17 protein-coding genes are annotated in these 20,404 nt (G+C 67.9%); 11 read left to right on the forward strand and 6 right to left on the reverse strand.

Annotated features, from left to right (window positions below):
• Nucleotides 1-7 precede the first annotated feature (7 nt).
• The 4 genes from ACPWT1_RS19390 to ACPWT1_RS19405 all read right to left on the reverse strand — a co-directional run bounded on the left by ACPWT1_RS19390 (nt 8) and on the right by ACPWT1_RS19405 (nt 5,990).
• Nucleotides 8-1,576: a SpoVR family protein gene (locus ACPWT1_RS19390; RefSeq protein ID WP_427912765.1), complete on the reverse strand. Its 1,569-nt coding sequence runs from the start codon at nt 1,574-1,576 to the stop codon at nt 8-10.
• Nucleotides 1,573-2,886, reverse strand: a complete 1,314-nt coding sequence (locus ACPWT1_RS19395) for a YeaH/YhbH family protein (RefSeq protein ID WP_427912766.1) — start codon at nt 2,884-2,886, stop codon at nt 1,573-1,575. The genes ACPWT1_RS19390 and ACPWT1_RS19395 overlap by 4 nt, the downstream gene beginning before the upstream one ends.
• 34 nt (nt 2,887-2,920) lie before the next feature.
• Nucleotides 2,921-4,843, reverse strand: a complete 1,923-nt coding sequence (locus ACPWT1_RS19400; protein WP_427912767.1) for a PrkA family serine protein kinase — start codon at nt 4,841-4,843, stop codon at nt 2,921-2,923.
• A 283-nt stretch (nt 4,844-5,126) separates the two neighbouring features.
• Nucleotides 5,127-5,990 carry an amidohydrolase family protein gene (locus ACPWT1_RS19405; RefSeq protein ID WP_427912768.1) on the reverse strand — a complete coding sequence of 288 codons (864 nt, stop codon included), beginning with the start codon at nt 5,988-5,990 and terminating at the stop codon, nt 5,127-5,129.
• Between the two features lie 103 nt (nt 5,991-6,093).
• Between ACPWT1_RS19405 and ACPWT1_RS19410 the strand changes: the two genes are divergently transcribed.
• From ACPWT1_RS19410 to ACPWT1_RS19455, 10 genes are read left to right on the forward strand one after another with little or no spacing between them, the layout of a single operon-like run.
• Entirely contained in the window at nt 6,094-6,867 is a 774-nt protein-coding gene (locus ACPWT1_RS19410) for a crotonase/enoyl-CoA hydratase family protein (RefSeq protein WP_427912769.1), read from the forward strand.
• Nucleotides 6,868-6,905: 38 nt separating this feature from the next.
• Entirely contained in the window at nt 6,906-8,759 is a 1,854-nt protein-coding gene (locus ACPWT1_RS19415) for a feruloyl-CoA synthase (protein ID WP_427915599.1), read from the forward strand.
• The gene (locus ACPWT1_RS19420) at nt 8,756-9,520 is read left to right on the forward strand and encodes an SDR family NAD(P)-dependent oxidoreductase (protein ID WP_427912770.1); all 765 of its coding nucleotides are present in this window, start codon (nt 8,756-8,758) and stop codon (nt 9,518-9,520) included. The genes ACPWT1_RS19415 and ACPWT1_RS19420 overlap by 4 nt, the downstream gene beginning before the upstream one ends.
• 28 nt (nt 9,521-9,548) lie before the next feature.
• A complete protein-coding gene (locus tag ACPWT1_RS19425; protein WP_427912771.1) occupies nt 9,549-10,685 on the forward strand; it encodes an ABC transporter substrate-binding protein in 1,137 nt (378 codons plus the stop codon).
• Nucleotides 10,686-11,723 (forward strand): branched-chain amino acid ABC transporter permease, encoded by a 1,038-nt coding sequence (locus ACPWT1_RS19430; protein ID WP_427912772.1) that lies wholly within the window; start codon nt 10,686-10,688, stop codon nt 11,721-11,723.
• Nucleotides 11,723-13,483, forward strand: coding sequence for an ABC transporter permease subunit (locus tag ACPWT1_RS19435; RefSeq protein WP_427912773.1), 1,761 nt, complete (start codon nt 11,723-11,725; stop codon nt 13,481-13,483). Before ACPWT1_RS19430 ends, ACPWT1_RS19435 begins: the two co-directional genes overlap by 1 nt.
• Nucleotides 13,483-14,244, forward strand: coding sequence for an ABC transporter ATP-binding protein (locus tag ACPWT1_RS19440; RefSeq protein ID WP_427912774.1), 762 nt, complete (start codon nt 13,483-13,485; stop codon nt 14,242-14,244). Before ACPWT1_RS19435 ends, ACPWT1_RS19440 begins: the two co-directional genes overlap by 1 nt.
• An 11-nt stretch (nt 14,245-14,255) precedes the next feature.
• Nucleotides 14,256-15,245 carry a Bug family tripartite tricarboxylate transporter substrate binding protein gene (locus ACPWT1_RS19445; protein WP_427912775.1) on the forward strand — a complete coding sequence of 330 codons (990 nt, stop codon included), beginning with the start codon at nt 14,256-14,258 and terminating at the stop codon, nt 15,243-15,245.
• Nucleotides 15,246-15,270: 25 nt separating this feature from the next.
• Nucleotides 15,271-15,741: a MarR family winged helix-turn-helix transcriptional regulator gene (locus ACPWT1_RS19450; RefSeq protein WP_427915600.1), complete on the forward strand. Its 471-nt coding sequence runs from the start codon at nt 15,271-15,273 to the stop codon at nt 15,739-15,741.
• A gap of 44 nt (nt 15,742-15,785) precedes the next feature.
• Nucleotides 15,786-16,142 (forward strand): hypothetical protein, encoded by a 357-nt coding sequence (locus tag ACPWT1_RS19455; protein WP_427912776.1) that lies wholly within the window; start codon nt 15,786-15,788, stop codon nt 16,140-16,142.
• Nucleotides 16,143-16,244: 102 nt separating this feature from the next.
• Here the strand turns inward: ACPWT1_RS19455 and ACPWT1_RS19460 are convergent, their stop codons facing one another.
• Nucleotides 16,245-17,693, reverse strand: coding sequence for a catalase (locus ACPWT1_RS19460; protein WP_427912777.1), 1,449 nt, complete (start codon nt 17,691-17,693; stop codon nt 16,245-16,247).
• A 212-nt stretch (nt 17,694-17,905) separates the two neighbouring features.
• The gene (locus tag ACPWT1_RS19465; RefSeq protein ID WP_427912778.1) at nt 17,906-19,579 is read right to left on the reverse strand and encodes a methyl-accepting chemotaxis protein; all 1,674 of its coding nucleotides are present in this window, start codon (nt 19,577-19,579) and stop codon (nt 17,906-17,908) included.
• Nucleotides 19,580-19,762: 183 nt separating this feature from the next.
• Between ACPWT1_RS19465 and ACPWT1_RS19470 the strand changes: the two genes are divergently transcribed.
• Nucleotides 19,763-20,347: a peroxidase-related enzyme gene (locus ACPWT1_RS19470; RefSeq protein WP_427912779.1), complete on the forward strand. Its 585-nt coding sequence runs from the start codon at nt 19,763-19,765 to the stop codon at nt 20,345-20,347.
• Nucleotides 20,348-20,404: the final 57 nt, after the last annotated feature.

A 20,404-nucleotide genomic window follows, 5' to 3' on the forward strand; every position in this document is an offset into this window, starting at 1 on the left:
CCGCCCATCACAGGTGCGACTGCGGCGGCGTCACTTCCCAGTGCTGCAGCACGCGCTCGTGCGCATCCACGCTCTCCAGCCGCACGCGGAAGCCCCACAGCCGTGCCACGTGCTTCACCACTTCCTCGGCGCCGTTGTCCAGCGGCCGGTCGTTGTGGCGGGTATGGCGCAGCGTCAGTGAGCGGTCGCCGCGCAAGTTGACGTTCCACACCTGGATGTTGGGCTCGCGCCAGTTCAGGTCGTACTGCTTGGAGAGCGCTTCGCGCACCCGCTTGTAGCCCAAATCGTCGTGGATGGCGGCGACCTCCAGCTCGCGCTGGCTGGCGTCGTCGACGATGTTGAAGAAGCGAAAGTCGCGCATCAGCTTGGGCGACAGGTACTGGCCGATGAAGCTCTCGTCCTTGAAGTGCCGCATCGCGTAGTCCAGCGTCTTGAGCCAGTCGCTGCCCGCGATGTCGGGGAACCACTCCTTGTCCTCGGGCGTCGGCTCGGTGCAGATGCGCTTCAGGTCCGTGAACATCGCGAACCCCAGCGCGTACGGGTTGATGCCCGAGTAGCGCGGGTCGGTGACCGGCGGCTGGAACACCACGTTGGTGTGCGAGGACAGGATCTCCATCATCTGCCCGTCGCCCAGCTGCCCCTGGTCGTACATGGTGTTGAGCAGCGTGTAGTGCCAGAACGTGGCCCAGCCCTCGTTCATCACCTGGGTCTGGCGCTGCGGGTAGAAGTACTGCGCCACCTTGCGCACGATGCGCACCACCTCGCGCTGCCATGGTTCCAGCAGCGGCGCGTTCTTCTCGATGAAGTACAGCAGGTTCTCCTGCGGCTCCTCGGGATAGCGGCGCTTCTCCTTCTTCTCCTGCTTGCCGGGCATGCGCGGCAGCGTGCGCCAGAGGTCGTTGATCTGCTGCTGCAGGTAGGCCTCGCGGTCCTTGCGGCGGATCTCCTCCTCGACCATGCTGATCTTCTGCGGCCGGCGGTAGCGGTCGACGCCGTGGTTCATCAGCGCGTGGCAGGCGTCCAGCACCTCCTCGACCGCCTCGATGCCGTGCCTTTCCTCGCATTCGGCGATGTAGGCCTTGGCGTAGACCAGGTAGTCGACGATGGACGAGGCATCCGTCCACATCCTGAACAGGTAGTTGCCCTTGAAGAACGAGTTGTGGCCGAAGCACGCGTGCGCCATCACCAGCGCCTGCATCGGCAGCGTGTTCTCCTCCATCAGGTACGCGATGCACGGGTCGGAGTTGATGACGATCTCGTACGCCAGGCCCATGTGGCCGCGGCGGTAGTTCTTCTCGCTGGAGATGAACTGCTTGCCGAACGACCAGTGCCGGTAGTTGACCGGCATGCCGACCGACGCATACGCATCCAGCATCTGCTCGGCCGAGATCACCTCCAGCTGCACCGGGTAGGTGTCCAGCTTGAACTGCTCGGCCGTGGTCCTGATGGCGGCGAAGTACTCGTCGATCAGCTCGAAGGTCCAGTCGGACGCCTGGGACAGGCGCGGCTTGCGGCCGGCCTCGAGCGCGTTGCGCTGGGTCCCCGCCTTCGCGGGGATGACGGCTGCGGCACTCATGGCGTGATCGTCCCCACCGGGTTCTTCTTGAACAGGTCGCGGAACACCGGGAAGATCTGCGCCGGCGTCACGATCTTCTGCATCGCGAAGTTGATGTTGGAATCACGCACCCGCGTGTACTCCTCCCAGAGGTTCTGGTCCTCGTCGGCCACCTGCACGTAGGCGAAGTAGCGGCACAGCGGCAGCAGCTTGCCGTCCAGCAGGTCGCGGCACTTGGACGAATCCTGCTGCCAGTTGTCGCCGTCCGAAGCCTGGGCGCCGTAGATGTTCCACTCGCTGCCCATGTAGCGCTCCTTGATGATCTCGTGCATCAGGATCAGCGCGCTGGACACCACGGTGCCGCCTGATTCGGTGGCATGGAAGAACTCGTCCTCCGGCACTTCGGCCGCCTGCGTGTGGTGGCGGATGAAGATGACGTCGGTCTGCTTGTAGTGCCGCGTGAGGAACAGGTACAGCAGGATGAAGAAGCGCTTGGCTAGGTCCTTGCGCGCCTCGTCCATCGAGCCCGACACGTCCATGAGGCAGAACATCACGGCCTTGCTGGTGGGCAGCGGCTCGCGGATGCGGTTGCGGTAGCGCAGGTCGAACGGGTCGAGGAAGGGCACGCGCTTGAGCCGCTGGCGCAGTTCATCGATCTCGGCCTTCAGCGCGGTGATCTCGGCTGCAGGCGTGTCGGCACGCGCCTCGATCACCTTCAGGTGCTCCTCGGCCATGCGCAGCTGCCGGCGTGCGTCGCCGCCCATGGCGATGCGGCGGGCCAGGCCCACGCGCATCGAGCGCACCACGTGCAGGCTGGTCGGGTTGCCTTCCGAGACGAAGCCGGCGCGGCGGGTCTTCCACTCCGGCGCATCGGCCAGCAGCTGCGTGCGGATCAGCCGCGGCAGTGCCAGGTCGTCGAAGAAGTAGTTCATGAACTCCTCCCGCGTGATGCGGAAGGTGAAGTCGTCCTCGCCCGAGCCGTCGTTGGAAGCGCTGCTGCCGCCGCCACCACCGCCGCCGCCACGCGGACGCGGGATCTTGTCGCCGCGCAGGTATTCCTGGTTGCCGGGGTGCACCATCTCGCGCGTGCCGCCGGGCCCGTGGTTGAACACGGGCTCGGACACATCGCGCTTGGGCAGGCTGATGTCCGCGCCGTCTTCGATGTTGTGGATCGAGCGGTCGCCGACCGCCTTGCGCACGGCGTCGCGGATCTGCTCGCGGTAGCGGCGCAGGAACCGCTCGCGGTTGCCGATCGACTTGTTCTTGCCGGACAGTCGACGGTCGATGACCTGGTGGAGCGCCGAGCGCTCCGGCTTTGGTTGTGAGGCCACGGGCGCTGGTGCTCCGACGTTGGCTGTCAATGCATCACGAGCTCTTGCGAACGCGCAGGTACCACTCGCAGAGCAGGCGGACCTGCCGGTGTGTGTAGCCCTTCTCGACCATCCGGTTCACGAAATCCTCGTGCTTCTTCTGCTCGTCGGCGCTGGCCTTGGCGTTGAAGCTGATCACCGGGAGCAGGTCCTCCGTGTTGGAGAACATCTTCTTCTCGATGACCGTGCGCAGCTTCTCGTAGCTGGTCCACACCGGGTTCTTGCCGGCGTTGTTGGCCCGCGCGCGCAGCACGAAGTTCACGATCTCGTTGCGGAAGTCCTTGGGGTTGGACAGGCCGGCCGGCTTCTCGATCTTCTCCAGCTCGGCATTCAGTGCCGCGCGGTCGAAGATCTCGCCGGTGTCGGTGTCGCGGAACTCCTGGTCCTGGATCCAGAAGTCGGCATACGTGACGTAGCGGTCGAAGATGTTCTGCCCGTACTCGGAGTACGACTCCAGGTAAGCGGTCTGGATCTCCTTGCCGATGAATTCCGCGTAGCGGGCCGAGAGGTGTTCCTTGATGAAGGACAGGTACTTCTGCTCGGTCTCCGGCGGGAACTGCTCGCGCTCGATCTGCTGCTCCAGCACGTACATCAGGTGCACCGGGTTGGCGGCGATCTCGTTGCTGTCGAAGTTGAAGACCTTGGACAGGATCTTGAACGCGAAGCGCGTGCTGATGCCCGTCATGCCCTCGTCGACGCCCGCGTAGTCGCGGTATTCCTGGTAGCTCTTGGCCTTGGGATCCGTGTCCTTCAGGTTCTCGCCGTCGTAGATCTGCATCTTGGAGAAGATGCTCGAGTTTTCCGGCTCCTTCAGGCGCGTGAGCACCGAGAACTGGGCCATCATCTTCAGCGTGCCGGGTGCGCACACGGCGTCCTTCAGCGAGGAGTTGCGGATCAACTTGTCGTAGATCTTCACTTCCTCGGTGACGCGGAGGCAGTACGGCACCTTCACGATGTAGATGCGGTCGAGGAAGGCCTCGTTGTTCTTGTTGTTCTTGAACGCCTTCCACTCGCTCTCGTTCGAGTGCGCCATCACGATGCCGTCGAACGGGATCGCGCCGAAGCCTTCGGTGCCCTTGAAGTTGCCTTCCTGGGTGGCCGTCAGCAGCGGATGCAGCACCTTGATGGGCGCCTTGAACATCTCGACGAATTCCAGCAGGCCCTGGTTGGCCAGGCACAGGCCACCGGAGTAGCTGTAGGCGTCCGGGTCGTCCTGCGCATAGGTCTCGAGCTTGCGGATGTCGATCTTGCCGACCAGCGAGCTGATGTCCTGGTTGTTCTCGTCACCGGGCTCGGTCTTGGCCACGCCCACCTGCCGAAGGATCGACGGGTAGCGCTTGACGACCTTGAACTTGCGGATGTCGCCGCCGAATTCCTGCAGGCGCTTGACGGCCCACGGCGACATGATCCGCTGCGTGTAGCGGCGCGGGATGCCGAACTGCTGCTCCAGCAGCGGGCCGTCCTCGTCGTTGCTGAACAGGCCCAGCGGCGACTCGTTCACCGGCGATCCCTTGATCGCGTAGAACGGCACCTGCTCCATCAGCTGCTTCAGGCGCTCGGCGATCGACGACTTGCCGCCGCCGACGGGGCCCAGCAGGTACAGGATCTGCTTCTTCTCCTCCAGGCCCTGCGCGGCATGGCGGAAGTGCGAGACGACCTGCTCGATCGGCTCCTCGAGGCCGTAGAAATCCTTGAAGGCCGGGTAGATGCGCACGACCTTGTTGCCGAAGATGCGCGAGAGGCGCGGGTCGTGGCGGGTGTCGACCAGTTCCGGTTCGCCGATCGCCGCCAGCATGCGCTCGGCCGCGGTCGCATACACCAGCGGGTCCTTGCGGCACAACTCGAGGTAGTCCTCGAGCGACATCTCTTCCTCGCGCGTCTGCTCGTAACGCGCCAGGAAATTGCGAACCACATCCATGAGAACTCCTTCCGCGACGGGGCTGTCACCAGCCGTTGTCTGCCCCTGATGTCACTTCCACTTTAGCGCAGGCCTCCGGCAGAGGTACCTGCAGCCTGTAGGTGAAATTCGGGCTTCAACGTAGGTGAACCGTAGACAAAATCTAAGCGGAAAAAGTTTCGCAGGGAATGCCCTGTCCACGCGTTCGTGCGTGCGAGCAACACGGCTGGCGACAGAGGTAAATTCGCTTGCGCCGCATGGGCCTTTGCGGCACAAAGACAGACCCGGTTCGCGACGTTTCTTCTCAGGCGAGTCCGAGCAAGCGCACCGCGTTGCCCTTCAGGATTCCGGGCATCACCTCGGGCTTGAAGCCCGCCTCCTCGAAGTCCTTCATCCAGCGCTCCGGCGTGATCAGCGGGTAGTCGCTGCCGAACAGCACGCGGTCCTTCAGCAGCGTGTTGGCGTACTGCACCAGCTGCTTCGGGAAGTACTTCGGGCTCCAGCCCGACAGGTCGATCCACACGTTCGGCTTGTGCGTGGCCACCGAGAGCGCCTCGTCCTGCCACGGGAAGCTGGGATGCGCCATCACGATCTGCATGTCCGGAAAGTCGATGGCGACATCGTCCAGGTGGATCGGGTTGCTGTACTCCAGGCGCAGGCCGCCGCCGCAACGCATGCCCGAGCCGATGCCGCTGTGGCCGGTGTGGAAGATCGTCGGCAGCTTGTGCGCGTTGATCACCTCGTAGATCGGCCACGCCATGCGGTCGTACGGGTGGTAGCCCTGCACCGTCGGATGGAACTTGAAGCCCTTCACGCCTTCTTCCCTGATCAGGCGCTCGGCTTCGCGCGCGCCCATCTTCCCCTTGTGCGGATCGATGCTGGCGAAGGCGACCATCATGTCGCTGTTCTCGCGCGCGGCCTGCGCGATCTCCTCGTTCGGGATGCGGCGGCGTCCCAGGTTGGACTCGCTGTCCACAGTGAACATCACGAGGCCGATCTTCTTCTCGCGGTAGTACGCGATGGTCTCCGCGATCGTCGGTCGGCGGCTGCTGCGGAAGTACTTGTCGGCGGCGCGGTCGTACTCCTCGCCGTAGTTGTCGAAAGGGTTCCAGCAGCTGACTTCGGCGTGCGTGTGCACGTCGATCGCGATGAGGTTGGCGTGGTCCATGGCGAGGAAGGAGTGAGGGTTAGTCCCGAGATGACGGGTGGTCTGTGGCCTTGATTTGATTATTCCCCATAACAATAATCGACCGGGTCCGGATCTTCCCGCAATGACCACCCAAGACCTCCACATCGAGCTGCGCGGCGCCATCGCCGTGGTGCGGCTCACCCGTGCCGCCAAGCGCAACGCGATCAACGACGGCCTCATTCTGGCCATCCGCGACGCCTTCATGGGCTTTCCGGACACGGTGCGCGCCGCCGTGGTCGACGGCGACGGCGACCACTTCTGCGCCGGCCTCGACCTCTCGGAGATCAAGGAGCGCGACGCTGGCCAGGGCATGCACCACTCGCGCATGTGGCACGCCGCGCTGCAGGAAGTGCAGTTCGGCCGCGTGCCCGCGATCGCGGCGCTGCATGGCGCGGTGGTGGGCGGTGGCCTGGAACTCGCGTCGGCCTGCCACATCCGCGTGGCCGACGAGACCACCTTCTACGCGCTGCCCGAAGGCTCGCGCGGCATCTTCGTCGGCGGCGGCGGCTCGGTGCGCATCCCGCGCCTGGTGGGCGCCGCGCGCATGGCCGACATGATGTTCACCGGCCGCGTGTACGACGCCGCCGAGGGCGAGCGCGCCGGCTTCGCGCAGTACCTCGTGCCCAAGGGCGAGGCGTTCACGCGCGCGCTGGCCATCGCCGAGCGCGTGGCGCAGAACGCGCCGCTCACCAACTACGCGCTGATGCACGCCCTGCCGCGCATCGCGGAACAGCCGGCCGACCAGGGCTTCCTCACCGAAGCCCTGATCTCGGCCATCGTGCAGAGCGCCCCCGAAGCCAAGGACCGCGTGCGGGCCTTCCTCGAGGGACGCGCCGCCAAGGTGCAGAAGCAGTGACCACCGCCCGCTCCACCGCCGCGCCGCGCTACCGGGCGATGACGTTCGGCGTCACGCGCGCGCAGCTGCGCAGCGGCGCCAATGGCGTGCAGTACCTGCGTGCCGAGCAGCAGCTGGCGCCCTGCGCCACGCGCATGACCGACAAGCTGGTGCACTGGGCCACCATCGCCCCGGACCGCCTGTTCATGGCGCGCCGCGAGAGGCTTCCCGACGGCTCCCTCGGCGACTGGCAGCGCATCACCTACCGGCAGGCGCTGCAGGCGGCCCGCAGCATCGGCCAGGCGTTGCTCGATCGCGGGCTGTCGGCGGACCGGCCCGTCGCGATCCTCAGCGAGAACAGCCTCGAGCACGCGCTGCTGGCGCTCGGCTGCCTCTATGCCGGCGTGCCGCACTGCCCGGTGTCGCCCGCCTATTCCACGGTGAGCCAGGACTACGACAAGCTGCGGCACGTCCTGAACACGCTGACGCCGGGCCTGGTGTTCGCGAGCGATGCGGCGCGGTACGGCAAGGCAATCGTGGCGACGGTGGATACCGACACCGAAGTGGTGCTCGCCAGCGGCGAGCTGCCCGACCGCGCGACGACGCCCTGGAGCGTTCTCCTGGAGACGGTGCCGACTCCCGAAGTCGACGCCGCCATGCAGGCCACCGGCCCGGACACGATCACCAAGTTCCTCTTCACCTCCGGGTCCACCAAGCTGCCCAAGGCGGTGATCAACACCCACGGCATGTGGTGCGCCAACCAGCAGCAGATGCGGCATTCGATGCCCTTGCTCGCCGAGGAGATCGACGGCAGCGGCCCGGTGCTGGTGGACTGGCTGCCCTGGAACCACACCTTCGGCGGCAACCACAACGTCGGCATCGTCCTCTACAACGGCGGCTCGCTCTACATCGACGACGGCAAGCCCACGCCGGCCCTCATGGGCGAGACGCTGCGCAACCTGCGCGAGATCGCACCGACGGTGTACTTCAACGTGCCCACCGGCTTCGAGGCGATCGCCAACGCGATGAAGACCGACGCGGCGCTGCGGCGCAACCTGCTGTCACGGGTGCGCATGTTCTTCTACTCCGGTGCCGCACTGGCACAGCCGGTGTGGGACCTGCTGCACGAGGTGCAGGAGTCCGAGTGCGGCGAGCGCATCGTGATGGGCACAGGCCTGGGCATGACCGAGTCGTCGCCGTTCGCGATCTTCATCACCAACCCGCAGGTGGTGTCCGGCCACCTGGGCCTGCCCTGCCCCGGCATGGAGCTCAAGCTGGTGCCGGTCGACGGCAAGACCGAGGTCCGCTACAAGGGCCCGAACATCACGCCCGGCTATTGGCGCGCGCCCGAGGCCACCGCAGAATCGTTCGACGAGGAAGGCTTCTTCCGCACCGGCGACGCCGTCTGCTGGATCGACGAAGGCAACCACCACCTGGGCCTGCGCTTCGACGGGCGCATCGCCGAGGACTTCAAGCTGGCGACCGGCACCTTCGTCAGCGTCGGGCCGCTGCGCGCGAAGATCATCGCGGCCGGCGCGCCGTACGTGCAGGACGCCGTCATCACGGGCCTGAACCGCAACGAGGTCGGCGCCCTGCTGTTCCCGACGCCCGCCGTGCGCAAGCTCGCCGGCCTGCCCGACGGCGCGCCGCTGAAGGACGTGCTGGAGAGCGCGCCGGTGCAGGCCCACTTCCAGCAGGTGGCCGACCAGCTCGCGCGCAACGCCACGGGCAGTGCCAACCGCGTCGCGCGGTTGCACCTGATGCACGAACCGCCATCCATCGACAAGGGCGAGGTCACCGACAAGGGTTCGATCAACCAGCGCGCCGTGCTCAAGCACCGCGACGCCATGGTGCAGGCCTTCCACGAGGGCCGGCTGCCGTTCACGATCACGCCGCAGGGGAGCAAGCCATGAACATCCAGGGACAGGCCGCACTCGTCACCGGTGGCGCTTCGGGCCTGGGCGAAGCCACGGCGCGCGAGCTGGCGCGCCTGGGCGCGAAGGTCGCGGTGCTCGACGTGAATCTCGCGCAGGCCGAGAAGGTCGCGGCCGAGATCGGCGGCATTGCATGCCAGTGCGACATCACCAGCACCGAGAGCCTGCAGGCCGCGCTCGCCAGGGCAAGCGCCGCGCACGGTCCCGCCCGCATCCTGATGAACATTGCCGGCATCGGCACCGCCAGGCGCGTGGTGCAGAAGGACGGCAGCGCCGCGCCGCTGGACGACTTCGCGCGTGTCATCAACATCAACCTGGTCGGCACGTACAACGCCAGCCGTCTCTTCGCCGCCGAGTGCGCCAAGCTGCCGCCCCTGGAAGGCGGCGAACGCGGCGTGATGATGTTCACCGCGTCGGTCGCGGCCTTCGACGGCCAGGTGGGCCAGCAGGCGTACAGCGCTTCAAAGGGTGGCCTGGTCGGCATGACGCTGCCGATGGCACGCGACCTGGCGCAGCACGGCATCCGCGTGTGCACCGTGGCGCCCGGCCTGTTCGCCACGCCGCTGATGCAGCAGCTGCCCGAGGCGGTGCAGCAGTCGCTGGCCGCCTCGATCCCGTTCCCGCCCCGGCTGGGCAAGCCGGAGGAATTCGCGCAGCTCGCCTGCCACATCGTCACCAACGGCCATCTCAATGGCGAGGTGATCCGCCTGGATGGTGCGCTGCGCATGGCGCCGCGCTGAGACCGTTTCAACCCTGGAGACAAAGAAGATGAAACTCGCCCGCTCCCTGATCGCCGCCGCGATCGCGCTGACGGCGGCCACCGCCGCCCTGGCCGACATCAACGTCGGCGTGGTCATCTCGCTGACCGGTCCCGGCTCGGGCCTCGGCATCCCCACGCAGAACCAGCTGAAGCTGTTCCCCAAGGAAATCGCGGGCCAGAAGATCAACCTCACCATCCTGGACGACGCGTCCGACCCGGGCAAGGGCGTGAGCAACACCCGTCGCCTGATCACCGAGGACCACGTCGACGTGATCTTCGGCTCCGTGCTGACGCCCGTGGCGGCCGCGATGGCCCCCGTGACGGCGGAGAACAAGACGCTGCAGGTCGCCGCGTCGCCCGTGGGCGTGCCGCCGGGACAGGACCACTGGCTGTTCCGCCTGCCGCAGGGCAACGAGGTGATGGCGCATGCCATGTTCCAGCACATGAAGAAGCTGGGCGTGAAGACCATCGGCTTCCTGGGCTACACGGATGCGTACGGCGAGCTGTGGCTCAAGGCCGCGACCGCCGAAGCCGAGAAGAACGGCATCAAGATCGTCGGCGTGGAGCGCTTCGCCCGCACGGACACCAGCGTCACCGCCCAGGCGCTGAAGCTGACCTCCGCCAACCCGGACGCGATCCTGGTCGTCGCCTCGGGCTCCGGCGCCGCCATGCCCGAGATGACCATCGTCGAGCGCGGCTACAAGGGCAAGATCTACCAGACCCACGCCGCAGCGACGCCTGACCTGATGCGCGTCGGCGGCAAGGAAGTCGAAGGCACCTACGTCGTCTCGGGCCCCGCGTTCGTCGGCGACACCCTGCCGGACAGCCACCCGTCGAAGAAGGTCGCGACCGACTTCGTCACCAAGTACGACAAGGTCTACGGGCCGGGCTCGCGCAGCCAGTTCGCAGGGCATGCCTACGACTTCGCGATCGTGATGGAGAAGATCGTGCCCGTCGCGCTGAAGACGGCCAAGCCGGGCACGCCGGAGTTCCGCTCGGCCCTGCGCGACGCGATGGAAACCATGGGCAAGACCATCTTCTCGCATGGCGTGATGAACTGGACGAAGGACGACCACTGGGGCTACACGAACGACACCGGCGTGATGCTGCAGGTCAAGGACGGGAAGTTCGTCGTCGCCAAGTAAATGGACCTCTCGATCGCCGGCATCCTCGCCCTGGACGGCCTCGCCAACGGCGCCGTCTACGCGCTCCTCGCGCTGGCGACGGTGCTGGTGTTCGCCGTCACCCGGGTCATCTTCATTCCCCAGGGCGAGTTCGTCGCCTTCGGGGCGCTCACGCTGGCGCTGTTCCAGGCGGGCAAGGTGCCGGGCACGGTGTGGTTCCTGCTGGTGATGGCGGTGCTGGCGACGTTGGCCGACCTGGTCGACGGCGTGCGGCACCACGTGCCCGCCAGGCGCGTCGCGCTGCGCATCGTGCGCACGCTCGCCTGGCCGGTGTTCGCCTCGGCGATCGCCATCTGGGCCGCGCCGCGCGGCTTCCCGCTCGCGGTGCAGGCGCTGCTGACGCTGGCGCTCGTCACGCCATTCGGCGGGCTGATCTACCGGCTGGCCTACGAGTCGCTGGCCGACGCGTCCGTGCTGGTGCTGCTGATCGTCTCCGTCGGCGTGCACTTCGCGCTGGTGGGCCTGGGCCTGTTCTTCTTCGGCGCCGAGGGCTTCCGCAACCCGAGCTTCTGGGACGACCGCTTCACGCTCGGCCCGCTAGCCCTGAGCGGGCAGACCGTGATCATCTTCATCGCCTCGGTCGCGCTGATCGTGCTGCTGTACCTGTTCTTCGAACGCACGCTCACCGGCAAGGCGCTGCGCGCCACCGCCGTCAATCGCGCCGGCGCGCGCCTCATGGGCATTTCGTCCAGCGGCGCGGGCCGGCTTGCATTCACGATGGCGGCGCTGATCGGCGCGCTCTCGGGCCTGCTGATCGGGCCGACCACGACGATCTTCTACGACAGCGGCTTTCTCATCGGCCTCAAGGGCTTCGTCGCCGCGGTGTTTGCCGGCCTCTCGAGCTATCCGCTGGCGCTGGTCGGCGCGCTGGGCGTCGGCCTGCTGGAAAGCTTCGGCTCGTTCTGGGCCAGCGCGTTCAAGGAAGTGATCGTGTTCTCGGCGATCGTGCCGGTGCTGCTCTGGCGCTCGCTCTCCGACCCGCACGCGGAAGAACACTGATGCGCCGCCTCGCCTTTCTCCTCTTCGCGCTGGTGATGCTGGGACTGCCGGCGCTGCCCGTGCCGGATTTCTGGATCACGCAGAGCATCTACATCGGCCTGTACGCGCTGGTCGTCCTCGGCCTGGTGCTGCTCACCGGCGTGGCGGGGCTGATCTCGTTCGGGCAGGCGGCCTTCGTCGGCATCGGCGCCTATGCGGCCGCCGCGATGACGGTCAACCTGCACGCCTCGCCGTGGCTGGCCCTGCTGGTGGGCGTCGCCATCGCAGTGATCGCCTCGCTCGTGCTGGGTGCGATCACGCTGCGCATGTCGGGCCACTACCTGCCGCTGGCCACCATCGCCTGGGGCCTGGCCCTGTACTACGCCATGGGCAACATGGAATGGCTGGGCAAGTACGACGGCATCCTGGGCGTTCCCACGCTGACACTGTTCGGCATCGACCTGGGCACCGGCCGAGGACTGCACGTGCTGGTGTGGGCCATCGCGCTGCTCGCCGCCTGGGGCTGCGCCAACCTGCTGGACTCGCGTCCGGGCCGCGCGATCCGCTCGCTGCGCAGCGGCGCAACGATGGCCGAGGCGATGGGCGTTTCCACCTTCCGCTACAAGCTGGTGGTGTTCGTGCTCGCCGCCGTGCTGGCCGCCGTCTCGGGCTGGCTGTTCGCGTTCTTCCAGCGCGCGATCAACCCGAGCCCGTTCTCCATCGGCAAGGGCATCGAGTACCTGTTCATGGCGGTGCTGGGCGGCATCTCGCACGTCTGGGGCGCGTTCCTGGGCGCCGCGGTGGTGAAGCTGGTCGAGGACCAGCTGCAGGTGCTGCTGCCGCGCCTGATCGGCACCAGCGGCAACTTCGAGACCATCGTGTTCGGCATCGTGCTGGTGGTGGTCCTGAAGTACGCGCCGGACGGCGTGTGGACCTTCGTTCAGAAGCTGCTGCCGCGCACGCAGCGCCGGCGCGACTGGGACGGCGCCGCTGCCCTCCCCGCGCGCAACAAGCCCACGCGCGGCGAGCGCCTGCTGCAGGTCGACACGGTGCGCAAGCAGTTCGGCGGCCTGACCGCCGTCAACGACGTGAGCTTCGAGATCCGCGCCGGCGACATCGTCGGCCTGATCGGCCCCAACGGCGCCGGCAAGTCCACCACCTTCAACCTGATCACCGGCGTGCTGGCGCTCACCGGCGGCCAGGTGCGCTGGCGCGGCGAGGCGATCGGCGGTTTGCCCTCGCGCACGATCGCGGCCCGCGGCATCTCGCGCACCTTCCAGCACGTGAAGATGATCCCGGACATGACGGTGCTGGAGAACGTCGCGCTCGGCGGCCACCTGCGCGGCCATGCCGGCACGCTGCGGGCCATGCTGCGGCTGGACCGCGCCGAGGAGCGCCACCTGTTCGCCGAAGCCGAGCGCCAGCTGGCGCGCATTGGCATGGCCGATCGCATGCACGAGATGGCCGGCAATCTCGCGCTTGGTCCGCAGCGGCTGATGGAGATCGCGCGCGCCCTCTGCGCCGACCCGGCGCTGCTGCTGCTGGACGAACCCGCGGCCGGCCTGCGCCACAAGGAAAAGCAGGCGCTCGCCGCCGTGCTGCGGCAACTGAAGGACGAAGGCATGAGCCTGCTGCTGGTGGAGCACGACATGGAATTCGTGATGGGCCTCACCGACCGCATCGTGGTGATGGAGTTCGGCACCCGCCTGATGGAAGGCACGCCCGCCGAAGTGCAGGCCAGCCCCGCGGTGCGTGCGGCCTATCTCGGACCGGAGCACTGATGGCCGCGCCCCTGCTCGAAGTCCGTGACCTGCACGCCGGCTACGGCCGCGCCGAGGTGCTCACCGGCCTGAACCTGCAGCTGGCGGCCGGCCAGGTGGTCACGGTGATCGGTCCCAACGGCGCCGGCAAGTCGACCACCCTCAACGCGCTCATGGGGCTGCTGCCCGCGCGCGGCCAGGTGCTGTTCGATGGCGCGGACATCGCCGACACGACGCTGGAAGAGCGCGTGATGCTCGGCCTGGCGCTGGTGCCCGAGCGCCGCGAGCTGTTCGGCACCATGCCGGTCGAGGACAACCTGGTGCTGGGCGGCTACCGGCCGATGAAGCTGCGCATCCCGAAGTGGCGCGATGGCCTCGATCGCGTCTACGGGTTGTTCCCGCGCCTCAAGGAGCGCCGCACGCAACTGGCCGGCACGCTGTCAGGCGGCGAGCGCCAGATGCTGGCGGTCGGCCGCGCGCTGATGGCGCAGCCCAAGCTGCTGATGCTGGACGAGCCCAGCCTGGGCCTCGCGCCGCTGGTGGTGCGCGAGATCTTCGGGATCATCACGCAGCTGCGCGCGCAGGGCGTGTCGATCCTGCTGGTCGAACAGAACGCGCGCGCCGCGCTCGAGGTGGCCGACCATGGCTACGTGCTGGAGACCGGCGAGATCAAGCTGCACGGCGCGGCCGCCCAGCTCGCCGGCGACCCGCGCGTGGTCGAGACCTACCTCGGCGCGGGCCGCTCCCGCGCCAGCGAACCCGCTTCCGTCCACGTTGCCTGAGGAGACAAAGCATGGCCAATCGCCGCCAGTTCGTGCAGTCCGCCGCTTCGCTCGCCGCGCTCTCGGCCCTCCCGGCCGCCGTGCGCGCGCAGGGCTTCGAGCAGGTGAAGATCATCAACGGCTTCCCGGCCGGCGGCACGGCCGATGCCACCGCACGCCGCGTGGCCGAGCGCATGGGCGGCACGGCGTACACGCGCAACGCCGCCGTCGTGGAGAACAAGCCGGGCGCGGGCGGCCGCATCGCCTGCGAGGTGGTGAAGGCCTCGAAACCCGATGGCACCACGCTGCTGCTGACGCCGTATTCGATGATGTCGATCTACCCGCACATCTATTCGAAGCTCAGCTACGACCCGTTCAAGGACTTCGCGCCGGTGTGCATCGCCGCCGTGATGACGCATGCGCTGAGCGTCGGCCCGATGGTGCCGGCCAGCGTGACCTCGGTGAAGGAGTTCCTGGCCTGGGCCAAGGCGAACCCGGACAAGGCCAGCTACGGCTCGCCCGCCGCGGGCTCGACGCCGCACTTCCTGGGCGCCCTGCTGGGCCTGAACACCAGCACCGACCTCAAGCACGTGCCCTACCGCGGATCGGCACCCGCAGTCGCCGACATGATCGGCGGCAACCTCGCCGCGTGCTCCACGCCGACGGGCGACGCATTGGCCAACCACCGCGCCGGCAAGATCCGCATCCTGGGCACGTCGGGTGCGACGCGCACGCCGTTCACGCCCGAGGTGGCGACCTATGCCGAGCAGGGCTTTGCCGACCTCACCACCGAAGAGTGGTTCGGCTTCTATGCGCCCGCGGGCACGCCGGCCAACGTGATCGCGGCGGCCAATGCGGCCATCAACCAGTCGCTGAAGGAGAAGACGGTGGTCGACTCGCTGGCGATCATGGGCCTGGTCGCGCAGGGATCCACGCCCGCCGAGATGGACCGCAGCCAGCGCGAGGAGCACCGGCGCTGGGGCCCGCTGGTCAAGAAGGTCGGCTTCACCGCCGAGTCCTGACGCCGTGCCCGCCAAGTCCTCCAGCCTGCGTTCCGCCAAGCCGCCGGCCGACGTGCCGTCGGTGGAGACGGTCGACACGACCTTCCTCGAGAGCCTGCTCGGCTACAACGCGCGCCGCGCGGCGCTGGCCGTCATCGAGGTGTTCCTGGAGCGCATGGCCGTCTACCGGCTGCGGCCGGTCGATTTCTCCGTGCTCTCGCTGGTGGTCCACAACGCCGGCATCACCTCGCGGCAGCTGTGCAGCGCGCTGGGCATCCTGCCGCCCAACCTGGTGAGCCTGGTGGCGGCGCTGGAGAAACGCGGCCTGATCGAACGCATGCCGCACCCGCGCGATGGCCGTGCCACCGGCCTGCACGTCACGCCCGCAGGCATGAAGCTGATGCGGCAGGCCGAGCGAACAGCCGCCGAGCTGGAGGCCGATGTCGCGAGGCGGCTGACGACGTCGGAGCAGCGCACGCTGCTGCGCTTGCTGCGCAAGGTCTACCGCGACGACTGACGCGTCCTACAGACGCGCCGCGCGGGATGGTGGAGATTGGCCGCATGGCCTCCACCCACGACACCAGCCGCACGCGCCGGCACTTCAGCTTCATCGCGGCCAATGGCCGCCTCTACGCGCGCAACCTCGACATGACCATCATCGACCTGGGCCGGCTTGCGCGCCGCGCCGACGGGCGATGGGAATGGGTCCTGGATGGCAACGGCCTCGCGGGCGAGGCCGCCAGCGCGAAGGCCGCGATGCGCGATGCGGCCTCGCGCATGGGGTTCCTGTACCTCGATGGCCAGTTCACCGCCGTCGCGCCGATCGGCCCGACCACGTCCCTCGAGCGCGCCGAGACGCTGGACCTGGTGCTCGACGAACTGCAGCCGGGCGAGCGGATGGAGGATGCGCGGGTCTGAGTCGGCAAAAAAAGCACCGGACGGCGCGCGAGCGCCACCCGGTGCCAACATCCATGAAGAAACAAGGGCAGCGCCTGGACCCCGTCCGGGGCGCCCCCGCGATCACACACGCAGCTTCCGTGCCACCTCGGCACCGTAGCGCGGGTCGGCCTTGGCGAAGTGCGCGAGCTGGCGCTCGGTCGTGGCCGGCACGGTCACGCCGCGCAGCGCGTTCGCGATGTTGGTCGTCAGGCGATCCTGTTCCTCGGTGGACAGCAGGCGGTACAGGTTGCCGGCCTGGGTATGGTCGTCGTCGATGCCGCGGTCGTCGTAGCGGCCCGCCAGGCCCTGCAGCGGCCAGCCCGCGTCGCCATGGCCGAAGCCGTGGCTGTCGCTGCCGTACGGGTTCACCGGGTCGTAGTTCTGCGCCTTGCCGCCGTTGTCGATGGCCATCGCGCCATCGCGCTGCTGGTTGTGGAACGGGCAGCGCGGACGGTTCACCGGCAGGTGCTGGTGGTTCGTGCCCACCCGGTACAGCTGGGCGTCGTGGTACGCGAACAGCCGTCCCTGCAGCATCTTGTCGGGGCTGTAGCCCAGGCCCGGCACCACGTTGGCCGGCGAGAACGCCGCCTGCTCCACCTCGGCGTGGTAGTTGGCCGGGTTGCGGTTCAACTCCAGCACGCCGACCTGCTGCAGCGGGAAGTCCTTGTGCGGCCACACCTTGGTGAGGTCGAAGGCGTTCCAGCCGGTGCGCTGCTCCCAGTCGGCCCGCTCGGCCTCGGTCATCACCTGGATGCACACGGTCCAGCGCGGGTAGCGCCCCGAGGCGATCGCGTCGAACAGGTCGCGCTGCGCGTAGTCCGGATCGGTGCCCGCCAGCCGCACGGCCTCGCCGGCGGACAGGTTGCGGATGCCCTGCTGCGTCTTGAAGTGCCACTTCACCCAGACCCGCTCGCCGGCGGCGTTGACGAGGCTGAAGGTGTGGCTGCCGAAGCCGTCCATGTGGCGGTAGCCGTCGGGGGTGCCGCGGTCGGAGAACAGCATGGTCACCTGGTGCAGCGACTCGGGCGCGCGGCTCCAGAAGTCCCACATCATGTCGGCGGACTTCAGGTTGGTGCGCGGGTCGCGCTTCTGCGTGTGCACGAAGTCGGGGAACTTGATCGGGTCCTTGATGAAGAACATCGGCGTGTTGTTGCCCGCCAGGTCCCAGTTGCCGTCCTCGGTGTAGAAGCGCACCGCGAAGCCGCGCGGGTCGCGCTCGGTGTCGGCCGAGCCGCGCTCGCCGCCGACGGTGGAAAAGCGCAGGAAGGTCTCGGTCTGCTTGCCGACCTGGGCGAACAGCTTCGCCCTGGTGTAGCGCGTGATGTCGTGGGTGACCGTGAACGTGCCGTAGGCGGCCGAGCCCTTGGCGTGCACCACGCGCTCGGGGATGCGCTCGCGGTTGAAGTGCTGCAGCTTCTCGATGAGGTGGAAGTCCTGCAGCAGGATCGGGCCGCGGGGGCCGGCAGTGAGGCTGTTCTGGTTGTCCTCGACGGGAATGCCGGAGGCGGTGGTGAGGCGGGGGGTGGACATCGGCGGGCTCTTGAAGTGGTGCCCGCGATTCTGGGTTTCACTGCAGAATCGTCAAAGACAAATGCCTGCATGCCGGCGATAGGTTTTGGCCATTCTGCAGGAAAGAGCCTCGGAAACGGTCCCCGCGAGGGCGGGGATCCGAGGCGTCCCGACTCAGCCGTCGAGAACGGCGCGAGCCTTGGATTCCCGCCTCCGCGGGACTGATACAGGGGTCAGAACGACTGCCAGTCGTCGTCGCCGCGTGCGTCCTTCGGCGTGGCCGTCGGGCGGCGCACCGGCTCGGCGCGCACGATCTCGCGGCTGGTCGCCTGCGCCTGCGCGATCGCCGTGCGCATGCCTTCCTCGCCGAGGCGGAACGCGCCGACCGCTTCCACGAGCTGCCGCGCCTGCTGCTTCAGGCTCTCGGCGGCCGCGGCGCTCTGCTCCACCAGCGCGGCGTTCTGCTGCGTCACCTGGTCCAGCTGCTGCACGGCATCGTCGACGTGCGCGATGCCTTCGGTCTGCTCCTGGGTGGCAGCCGTGATGCGGCCGATCAGCTCGGCGACCTGGTGCACCTGGCGGACGATGTCCTCCATCGTGCGACCGGCCTCGCCGACCTGGCGGCTGCCGTCTTCCACCTTGCCCACGCTGTCGCCGATCAGGGCCTTGATCTCCTTGGCCGCGTCGGCGCTGCGCTGCGCGAGGCTGCGAACTTCGGAAGCGACGACCGCGAAGCCGCGGCCCTGCTCGCCGGCACGCGCCGCTTCCACCGCCGCATTGAGCGCGAGGATGTTGGTCTGGAACGCGATGCCGTCGATGACGCTGGTGATCTCGGCGATGCGGCGGCTGGCGCCTGTGATCGCTTCCATCGTGTGCACCACCTGGCCGACCACCTCGCCGCCCTGGCGCGCGACCGTGCTCGCCTGGCCCGCCAGCTGGCTCGCCTGCCGCGCCGTGTCGGCGTTGGTGCGCACGGTGGTCGTGAGCTGCTTCATCGACGCCGCGGTCTGCTGCAGGTTCGAGGCCTGCTCCTCGGTGCGCTGGCTCAGGTCGACGTTGCCGGTGGCGATCTGGGTCGAACCCGTCGCGATGTTGTCGCTGCTCTGGCGCACCTCGCCGACGATGCGGCGCAGCGAGGCGGCCATGCGTTCCATCGCCGCCATCAGCTGAGCGACTTCGTCGCGGCCGTGGGCCTGCGCATGCACGGTGAGGTCGCCGTCGGCGATCGCCTCGGCCACTTCCTGCGCACGGCGCAGCGGCTTCACGACGGAGCGGGTCAGCGCCCACGCCAGGCCGACGCCGGCCAGCAGCGTCAGCAAGGCGGCGACCGTCAGCACGGTCACGCCCGCGCGCGCCGCGGCGGCGGCATCCGCGCGGTGCTCCGAGCTGCGCTCACGCTGGTACTCGGCGATCTTCTCGATCGAGGCCTGGTAGGTCTGCGACAGCGGGTAGAGCTTGTCGTTGACTTCCTTGACGACATCCTCGCCGGCATCCTTGCGCTTGAGCAGGCCGGCGCGCAGGCCCTGGTACTCCACGCGGATCTTGGTGATGTCGGCCACCATCGCCAGCGCCTTCGGGTCCGCGGCGAGCAGGTCGTTCAGGCGCTTGAGGCGTTCGGTCTGCTTGTCGACCACGACCTTCATCTCGTCCCGCACGCGACCAAGAACCACGGGGTCGGTGGCATAGAACACCACCCAGCCGCGGGCGATGTTGGACTCGATCGCCTTGGTCCACTGCTGCGTGAGGACCAGGAGTTCGGCGTCCTCGGTGCCCAGCTGCTCGGCCACCGTCTCCACGGCGCGGATGCGCTGGATGGCCAGGCCGGAGCCGACCAGGCCGAACAGGATCAGGGCGCCGAAGCCCAGCGCCAGGCGTGGGCCGATCTTCAGGTTGGACAAGAACTTCATCGAATGCTCCAGGGAATGAATGCGGAAGACGGGCGCCGCATCGAGGCACCCACCCCCACCCTTTCGGATGCCTGACATTCTTCTTGAGCCGGATCGGGGCCGATGCGTCGAACAGCGCCGCGAAAGCCACCCTTCAGTGCCGCCAGTCGCGGCCGATAATGCCGGCCCAAGGAGACCGCCGCCGTGAACCGCTATCCCGCCCCAACGCTCGACCAGGTGCCCGAGGACATCCGCGCCCGCATCCTGGAGGTGCAGGACAAGGCCGGCTTCGTGCCCAACGTGTTCCTGGCGCTGGCGCGGCGGCCGGCGGAGTGGCGCGCGTTCTTCGCGTACCACGACGCGCTGATGACGCCGGAGACGGTGGGGCGCGAGAGCGGCCTCACCAAGGGCGAGCGCGAGATGATCGTCACGGCCACCAGCGCGGCCAATGGCTGCCTCTATTGCGTGGTGGCGCACGGCGCCATCCTTCGGATCTACGAGAAGAAGCCGCTCGTGGCCGACCAGGTGGCCGTGAACTGGCGCAAGGCCGACATCACGCCGCGGCAGCGCGCGATGCTCGACTTCGCGATGAAGGTGTGCCTGCGCTCGAACGAGATCGAGGAGGCCGACTTCCCGCCGCTGCACGCGCACGGCTTCAGCGACGAGGACATCTGGGACATCGCGGCAATCACCGCTTTCTTCGGCTTGTCCAACCGCATGGCCAGCTTCTCGAACATGCAGCCCAATCCGGAGTTCTACCTGATGGGACGGGTGCCGAAGGGGAAGTAATTCGGGAGCGGACTTCCAAACGCAGAGGACGCAGAAGATCGCAGGGAACGCAGAAGA

Origin of the sequence: Ramlibacter sp. MMS24-I3-19 (genome assembly GCF_050320135.1) — a bacterium.
Lineage (GTDB): Bacteria > Pseudomonadota > Gammaproteobacteria > Burkholderiales > Burkholderiaceae_C > Ramlibacter.

What these genes read in the sequence shown, in the direction of transcription:
- ACPWT1_RS19390 (WP_427912765.1), bottom strand. Translation starts at nt 1,576, where the DNA reads ATGAGTGCCGCAGCCGTCATCCCCGCGAAGGCGGGGACCCAGCGCAAC.
- ACPWT1_RS19400 (WP_427912767.1), bottom strand. Translation starts at nt 4,843, where the DNA reads ATGGATGTGGTTCGCAATTTCCTGGCGCGTTACGAGCAGACGCGCGAG.
- ACPWT1_RS19405 (WP_427912768.1), bottom strand. Translation starts at nt 5,990, where the DNA reads ATGGACCACGCCAACCTCATCGCGATCGACGTGCACACGCACGCCGAA.
- ACPWT1_RS19410 (WP_427912769.1), top strand. Translation starts at nt 6,094, where the DNA reads ATGACCACCCAAGACCTCCACATCGAGCTGCGCGGCGCCATCGCCGTG.
- ACPWT1_RS19415 (WP_427915599.1), top strand. Translation starts at nt 6,906, where the DNA reads ATGACGTTCGGCGTCACGCGCGCGCAGCTGCGCAGCGGCGCCAATGGC.
- ACPWT1_RS19420 (WP_427912770.1), top strand. Translation starts at nt 8,756, where the DNA reads ATGAACATCCAGGGACAGGCCGCACTCGTCACCGGTGGCGCTTCGGGC.
- ACPWT1_RS19425 (WP_427912771.1), top strand. Translation starts at nt 9,549, where the DNA reads ATGAAACTCGCCCGCTCCCTGATCGCCGCCGCGATCGCGCTGACGGCG.
- ACPWT1_RS19430 (WP_427912772.1), top strand. Translation starts at nt 10,686, where the DNA reads ATGGACCTCTCGATCGCCGGCATCCTCGCCCTGGACGGCCTCGCCAAC.
- ACPWT1_RS19435 (WP_427912773.1), top strand. Translation starts at nt 11,723, where the DNA reads ATGCGCCGCCTCGCCTTTCTCCTCTTCGCGCTGGTGATGCTGGGACTG.
- ACPWT1_RS19440 (WP_427912774.1), top strand. Translation starts at nt 13,483, where the DNA reads ATGGCCGCGCCCCTGCTCGAAGTCCGTGACCTGCACGCCGGCTACGGC.
- ACPWT1_RS19445 (WP_427912775.1), top strand. Translation starts at nt 14,256, where the DNA reads ATGGCCAATCGCCGCCAGTTCGTGCAGTCCGCCGCTTCGCTCGCCGCG.
- ACPWT1_RS19455 (WP_427912776.1), top strand. Translation starts at nt 15,786, where the DNA reads ATGGCCTCCACCCACGACACCAGCCGCACGCGCCGGCACTTCAGCTTC.
- ACPWT1_RS19460 (WP_427912777.1), bottom strand. Translation starts at nt 17,693, where the DNA reads ATGTCCACCCCCCGCCTCACCACCGCCTCCGGCATTCCCGTCGAGGAC.
- ACPWT1_RS19465 (WP_427912778.1), bottom strand. Translation starts at nt 19,579, where the DNA reads ATGAAGTTCTTGTCCAACCTGAAGATCGGCCCACGCCTGGCGCTGGGC.